The organism is Streptococcus mitis (genome assembly GCF_003942765.1).
GTDB lineage: Bacteria > Bacillota > Bacilli > Lactobacillales > Streptococcaceae > Streptococcus > Streptococcus mitis_BE.
This window is the reverse complement of sequence record NZ_RJNW01000013.1, coordinates 1-6,022: the sequence shown is the minus strand read 5'-3', so window position 1 is coordinate 6,022 and position 6,022 is coordinate 1. Positions and strand designations below refer to the sequence as shown.

At 36.0% G+C, this 6,022-nt stretch carries 7 protein-coding genes and 3 pseudogenes; all 10 read right to left on the bottom strand.

Features of this window, described 5'->3' with window-relative positions; all coding sequences use genetic code 11:
- Nucleotides 1-315 (bottom strand): annotated as a pseudogene (locus D8849_RS10270) (hypothetical protein); the annotation flags it as partial.
- Nucleotides 312-941 (bottom strand): hypothetical protein, encoded by a 630-nt coding sequence (locus D8849_RS10265; protein WP_125387006.1) that lies wholly within the window; start codon nucleotides 939-941, stop codon nucleotides 312-314. The pseudogene D8849_RS10270 and the gene D8849_RS10265, both read right to left, overlap by 4 nt.
- Nucleotides 938-1,543 (bottom strand): hypothetical protein, encoded by a 606-nt coding sequence (locus tag D8849_RS10260; protein ID WP_125387005.1) that lies wholly within the window; start codon nucleotides 1,541-1,543, stop codon nucleotides 938-940. Before D8849_RS10260 ends, D8849_RS10265 begins: the two co-directional genes overlap by 4 nt.
- Nucleotides 1,540-2,166, bottom strand: a complete 627-nt coding sequence (locus tag D8849_RS10255) for a hypothetical protein (protein ID WP_125387004.1) — start codon at nucleotides 2,164-2,166, stop codon at nucleotides 1,540-1,542. The genes D8849_RS10260 and D8849_RS10255 overlap by 4 nt, the downstream gene beginning before the upstream one ends.
- 9 nt (nucleotides 2,167-2,175) lie before the next feature.
- Nucleotides 2,176-3,051, bottom strand: a pseudogene (locus D8849_RS10250) (virulence protein); the annotation flags it as partial.
- Between the two features lie 23 nt (nucleotides 3,052-3,074).
- Nucleotides 3,075-3,680: a hypothetical protein gene (locus D8849_RS10245; RefSeq protein ID WP_042750691.1), complete on the bottom strand. Its 606-nt coding sequence runs from the start codon at nucleotides 3,678-3,680 to the stop codon at nucleotides 3,075-3,077.
- A 97-nt stretch (nucleotides 3,681-3,777) separates the two neighbouring features.
- Nucleotides 3,778-4,404: a TipC family immunity protein gene (locus D8849_RS10240; RefSeq protein WP_125387003.1), complete on the bottom strand. Its 627-nt coding sequence runs from the start codon at nucleotides 4,402-4,404 to the stop codon at nucleotides 3,778-3,780.
- 179 nt (nucleotides 4,405-4,583) lie between these two features.
- A complete protein-coding gene (locus D8849_RS10235) occupies nucleotides 4,584-5,111 on the bottom strand; it encodes a thiol-disulfide isomerase (RefSeq protein ID WP_125387002.1) in 528 nt (175 codons plus the stop codon).
- 52 nt (nucleotides 5,112-5,163) lie between these two features.
- Nucleotides 5,164-5,793 (bottom strand): hypothetical protein, encoded by a 630-nt coding sequence (locus tag D8849_RS10230; protein ID WP_125387001.1) that lies wholly within the window; start codon nucleotides 5,791-5,793, stop codon nucleotides 5,164-5,166.
- A pseudogene (locus D8849_RS10225) lies at nucleotides 5,790-6,022 on the bottom strand (hypothetical protein); the annotation flags it as partial. The pseudogene D8849_RS10225 and the gene D8849_RS10230, both read right to left, overlap by 4 nt.

Below are 6,022 nucleotides of genomic sequence, written 5' to 3'. Positions count from 1 at the left end.
GGTTAAAATGCGGAGATAGTCTCCCTTTTCATTATAATCCGTAGCAAACGCATCTTCAAACTCTATCTCAATACATTCGTTAAGATGTGAAAAGAGTCTTCGTACCTCTTCCTTTAGGGGGACACTAGACCATCGCTTATCTGCAGTACTTTTCCTCAAGGATAAATTTACAGAAAAATCCTCTTGTAATGCATCATTATTCCCAGCATTTGAGTAAGAAACTTGCTTTTCTTCTGGAAACCACATTTTGCTAGCAAGTTCTAAATAACCATAAGGTACTCTTTTTGTATAATCGCCTTTAATATAAATTCTCACTCGTCTTCCTCATCGTCATAAACACGTTCTCCATGGATTTTGATATATTCTTCACGAAGGCGTTCTTCCTCTTCCCATAGAGGGTCTCTTACTGGTATCATTGTTTTTAATTCTTCCAAACTAATTTCAACCGCTTCATCATAAGTCAGCGAAAGAACATCCTTATGTAGCTCCTTAAAAGTCTCTACATCTAACCATGTCTCTTTGTCATACTCGCTGATATTACCATCTATTGCACTCGCAACCTCGACCGCCATAATGTATAAAGCAAGTTTATCTACTGTTAAAACATCTATATGAGATGTTGCGATACGTAGATAATCTCCACGTTCTCTCCACTCTGTAATGAAAGTTTTTTCAAATTCAAGTGTTACACTCTCATATTCCAAAGACAACCAAGGATTACTAGGAATTATAAAAGGAGCCTTATCCCATCTTTCGTCAACTGAAGACCATTTGTGTAACCGAACACCAAAGTAAAAATCATCCTGTAACATAGCATCGTCACCAACATTGGAGAAACTTATTTTCTTGCCTTTCCGTTCCTTAAACCACATCTTCCATGCGAGTTCTCTGTAGCCAAATGGCAATTTTCTAGTATAGTCACCTTTTATATATAGTCTCACTCGTCTTCCTCATCGTCGTCCAACTCCACCTCTCCATGGATTCGGATATACTCCTCGCGCTTCTTATCCAATTCTTCCCAAAGAGGCTCGTCTATGGCTTTCAAAACCTTTATCTCTTCTAAACTAATATCAACCGCTTCGTCGTAGGTCATATTCAGTAAGTCTTTATGTTTCGTTTTGAATTCTTCAATATTTAGCCATGTTTCTTTGTCGTCTTCGCTGATTTGACCGTCAACCTCAATCGCCATGATATAGAGCGCTCGCTTATCAACCGTTAGAATATCCTTATGAGTCGTGATTATTCGAAGACAGTCTCCTTTTTCTCGCCCATCACTTTCATAAGAATTTTCAAAATTTAAATTTAAATTTTCACGCTTAAAAGTCGCCCAAGAGTCTTTTCCTATTCTAAAATCAGCCATTCCCCAACGCTCATCATTTGAAGAAAATTTATCTAGAGTTAAACTCAAATAAAAATTTTCATTAAATGCGTAAGAAAAACCAACTTCCACACCTTTGCGTTCTTTGAACCACATTTTCCAAGGAAATTCCATACAGGTTTGGTATATACTAGTTTCGTAGTTGCCTTTAAGATATAGTCTCACTCGTCGTCCTCATCGTCATACACACGTTCACCATGGATTTTGATGTATTCTTCACGAAGCCTATCCAATTCTTCCCAGATGGGTTCGTCAATAGCGTCAATCGTCTGAATTTCTTCCAAACTCATCTCATTTGCTTCGTCAAAGGTCAGAGATAAGATATCTTTGTGCTTTTCCTTGAACTCCTCGATTCTTAACCATGTTTTCTTATCATCTTCACTAATTTTTCCATCAATCGCAGTCGCAATTTCGAGTGCCATAATATACATAGCTCGTTTATCAACTGTTAAAACATCCAAATAATTAGAAGCGATTCTTAGATATTTTCCCTTTTCTCTACCGTCGCTTTCATAACTTCCCTCATAATCCAAATCAATATTTTCATATTTTTGGGAATTGATTGCACTACCACCTTTAACCTTGGCATCTTTCCAACGAGAGCCACTTGCTCCCCACTTATCTAACCTCAAAGATAAATAGAAGTCATTTTGCAACATCTCATCATCCCCGACATTTGAGAAACTTATTTTTTGACCATTTCTTTCTTTAAACCACATTTTCCATGCGAGTTCTCTGTATCCAAAAGGCACTTTTCTAGTATAGTCTCCTTTGATATATAGTCTCATACACTTCACCTAATTTCCGTAATAGTTTCGGTATCCTTTCCAGATTCTTTCTACAATTTCACTCTTCACACTTTTATCTAGATTCTTTATCTTTTTAGTTTTATTCACCCAATCCAATATATCTGTTTTGCTTGAAATACTATTAACATCTATAGCTTCGTTAAGCGAATAGCCCGACTTCCCACTTCCAGATTGAACCTGAAATACTCCTTCACCATTAGGACCACTATTTAGCTCCCAATCTACACGAATGTTCTCTTTTCGATTTCCTACTCGGGCTTCAATTTGTTTACCACCCCTACCAGAAATGGTCTTACTCGTCGGTTTATTGGCCTTCCAGCTATCGTAGTTGCTAGAATAATTAACCTGAATTTCGCCATTTTGTAAGGCCGTCTTTGTGATAGCTGATAAGCTAGTCACTGCTCCACTAGCTATCAGTACATTTCCATATTGTACTCCTGATACGGACACTGCCGTACCAGCTACGATACTTGTCCCTGCTGTTGGCGGACCAGCCATGATACTCAAAACTTCGAGGGCGCCACTCGCAAAGTAAACTCCCAATCCAGAGAATATTTGAGCTACTCCACTCCAAAATTCGACTGAATTTGCTTCAAAGTTTTGTGCTTTTAGTTCATCAAACTTTTTGTTAACCAAATGAGTATAGTCAGCATCGTATTTCCCATTTTTTGAAACGAAATAACCTTGTTCAAATGGATAAATGTCAATGATATTCCCTGTTTCATCAATCTTAAGAGTGTGATTGTAGTCGTCGATTATTTTATCCCATTCGGACTTGTCGTGACCTTTTAAGCGCTTCTCTAATTCGGCACGATAGTAGGCATCTCCATCGTCCGATAGCATCATATCCCTAGAAGCTTTATTGAAGTTCAGAACCCCTGCGAATTTCAATACCTCCTTAAATGATAATATATTTTCCACCTTAAAAGAAAGAGAATGACAGCTAACGAACAGAACACTATTTGCTGGAACAAATGCTCTAGAACAGTTTTTTTCATTTGTTCTACAACCGCATATAATCGCTTTTTAGCTTTCTCCGAACGTTGTTCCCAAACGGTCACTGAAGAACCTGTGTTACTTTCAATCACAGCTTGATTTTCACTTGCTAATTTCAAATATCTCCCAGCATGATACAACCGCTTTTCCCCATTTAACCAACTAATTTCAACACTCTTGTCTCCTTGTAATCGATTATTGTAACTGATGGATACCGCTTGATTCTCAGAAGAAATCTTACTTTCAATTTGATTATAGTCATCCACCACATAGATAAGGCCGATGTTCTTTCCATTTTCTTTTGAGGGCACTAGATGAATATGCTTATCAAGAGCATGCCAATCCTGATTATTTTTATCTTGAATCAATTGAACCATACTACTATTCACATCCATCTTAGAAAATGAAATATATTGGTAGATCGGCTTCAAAATGAACAATAAAAAATAAACAAGCAAAACGAGTGAACAAAAGATAAATTTGTTTTTATTTCTCATTTACTTCTCCAAAGCAACTTCTTCTTAACAAAATATTCTTAAGAATTGTTTCATGCCAACCTTCCTTTATAAAACTATTACCTCATCGTTCCATTTGTTATTCTATTCTCCATATATCTTTAACGCTCACTTCTCCCCAATTATCTGGGCTAAAACGACTAGAGTAGATAGTGGTCCAATCTTTAAGGACTTTATTACGGAGTACATTATCTGCTTCCTTGCGAATCTCATCGACAGTCTTACCGTGTTTGGCAAGAAAGTCCTCTACTTGAGACTGATGATAATATCTTTCGCTTTTCTCATCGTGATACCATATAAATCGTTCTAATTGCTGATTGTTTACATCGTACAGGTAATCTACATTTATGCTTGTCTCTGTATTTGGTATTCTCAAACGCATTTCTATCCCAACTTTCGTCATCTCCTGAAATCCAAAATAAAAATAATAACCTAGAGAATGAATAGTATTTGGTAAATCTACACTTTTATAATCAATAGAATGAATAGAAATTTCTTGAGAATCGTTGTCCACAATTTTTAAACCTTTTAACTTATAAAAAGTTCGCCCTTTCCAGAGAAATGTATAATTGTGATAATCACTTTCTTCGTAGTATATTTCATCAAAAATATTATAAACTCTCTGATATTTATAGTACTGAAAACCAGAGAAAGATAATAATAGAACCATTAACAATGAAAAAATTACAAATTTTTTCTTCCTCATCTAATCACCTCATCTCTGTCAATTCTTGATTACCTGTTTCAATATTTCGAATGAAATTATAAGTACTTGGGTAATTTTTTTGTAGCTTATCTACGGTATCTTTTTCTAGTAAAATTCCTCAACACAACCAGTTGTTCATACAGGATTGTATTGAGCAAGAAGCTTCTTTCTCTGGGAAACTATCCATACAAAGTCTGATACATCTTTTCCATGAAATCCTCAAGCTCTTTTTTAATAATTTTTAATAGGCGATCTTCTTCGGATTGAGAGATGTTCACTCTCTCATTTATATTTTTTTCATTTATTTGAAAATAGGTGCTAGAAATTATATCAAAGTTCTTATCCAATTCATATAGTGCACTAGTTATTTTACCATCTATCTCTATTTCAAAATAAGCAGTAACCCCATTCCGTCCAGGATGCGATATTTTGAAATCGATGTCTCCTTTTATCTCTATGGAGTCAATTCCTCCATCCAAGCGAATAGCTCCATCGGGAGGAACGACATAACCCGCTTTACGGATGTCAGGTGCATATTTTTCTGATGCCATCAAACGATGTAGAACTTCAATTCTCTCATTTTTCTCAAAGGCTTCTTTTAAAACACTAGATTGTTGGAAATGATTGTAAGTAAAATATAAAGGAATCGCTAACAGAAACAAAAACAATACAATCAACAATTTAAACTGTTTTAATTTATCTAGCATTAGTCTTCCCCCTATTCAACACTCTCTTTCAAATAAATGTTATTGTAAATTATCACTCGTCTTCCTCATCGTCATAAACTGGTTCACCATGGATTTTGATGTATTCTTCATTCCTGCGGTCGTCTTCTTCCCAAACTGGGTCTCTCACATCATCCATAAACGGAATTTCTTCCAAACTCAGCTCATTAGCTTCTTCATAACTCATCGAAAGGATATCCTCATGCCGTTTTTTAAATCCCTCCACACTTAACCAGCTCTCTTTATCATCTTCGCTAATCTGACCATCAATAGCAGTCGCAATTTCAATGGCCATAATATAGAAAGCACGTTTATCAACAGTGAGAAGGTCAAGGTGGGTAGAAGCGATTCTTAAACATTCGCCTTTCTCACGAAAGTCCGACATCATAGCATCTTCGTAATCTAGCTGTATATATTCACATTTATGGGATAAAAAATCATATTTTATCCCTTCCTTAATCTGAACACTTTTCCATCTATCATCATGAGTTTTCTTGTCTAATTCTAAGTGAATAGAAAGTTTATCGATTGGTAAATCTAGATACCCAGCATACGATAAATCTGGCTCTATTCCATCTTTTTCCTCAAACCACATCCTTTTCGCTAGTTCCATGTAATCAAATGGAATTTCTTTGGTGTAATCGCCTTTTATATATAGTCTCATAAATCTGAGATATCGCCTCCATGTGCTAGTATATATTCTTTTCGACGAGTGGCTTCTTCCTCCCAAAGAGGGTCGTCTACAACATCCATCGTTTGAATTTCAATCAAACTTCGTTCATTTGCTTCTTCAAAAGTCAGAGATAGAATAGCCTCGTGCTTTTTCTTAAATTCCTCGACTGTTAGCCATGTCTTCTTATTATCCTCGCTAATTTGCCCGTCAATGACCTTTG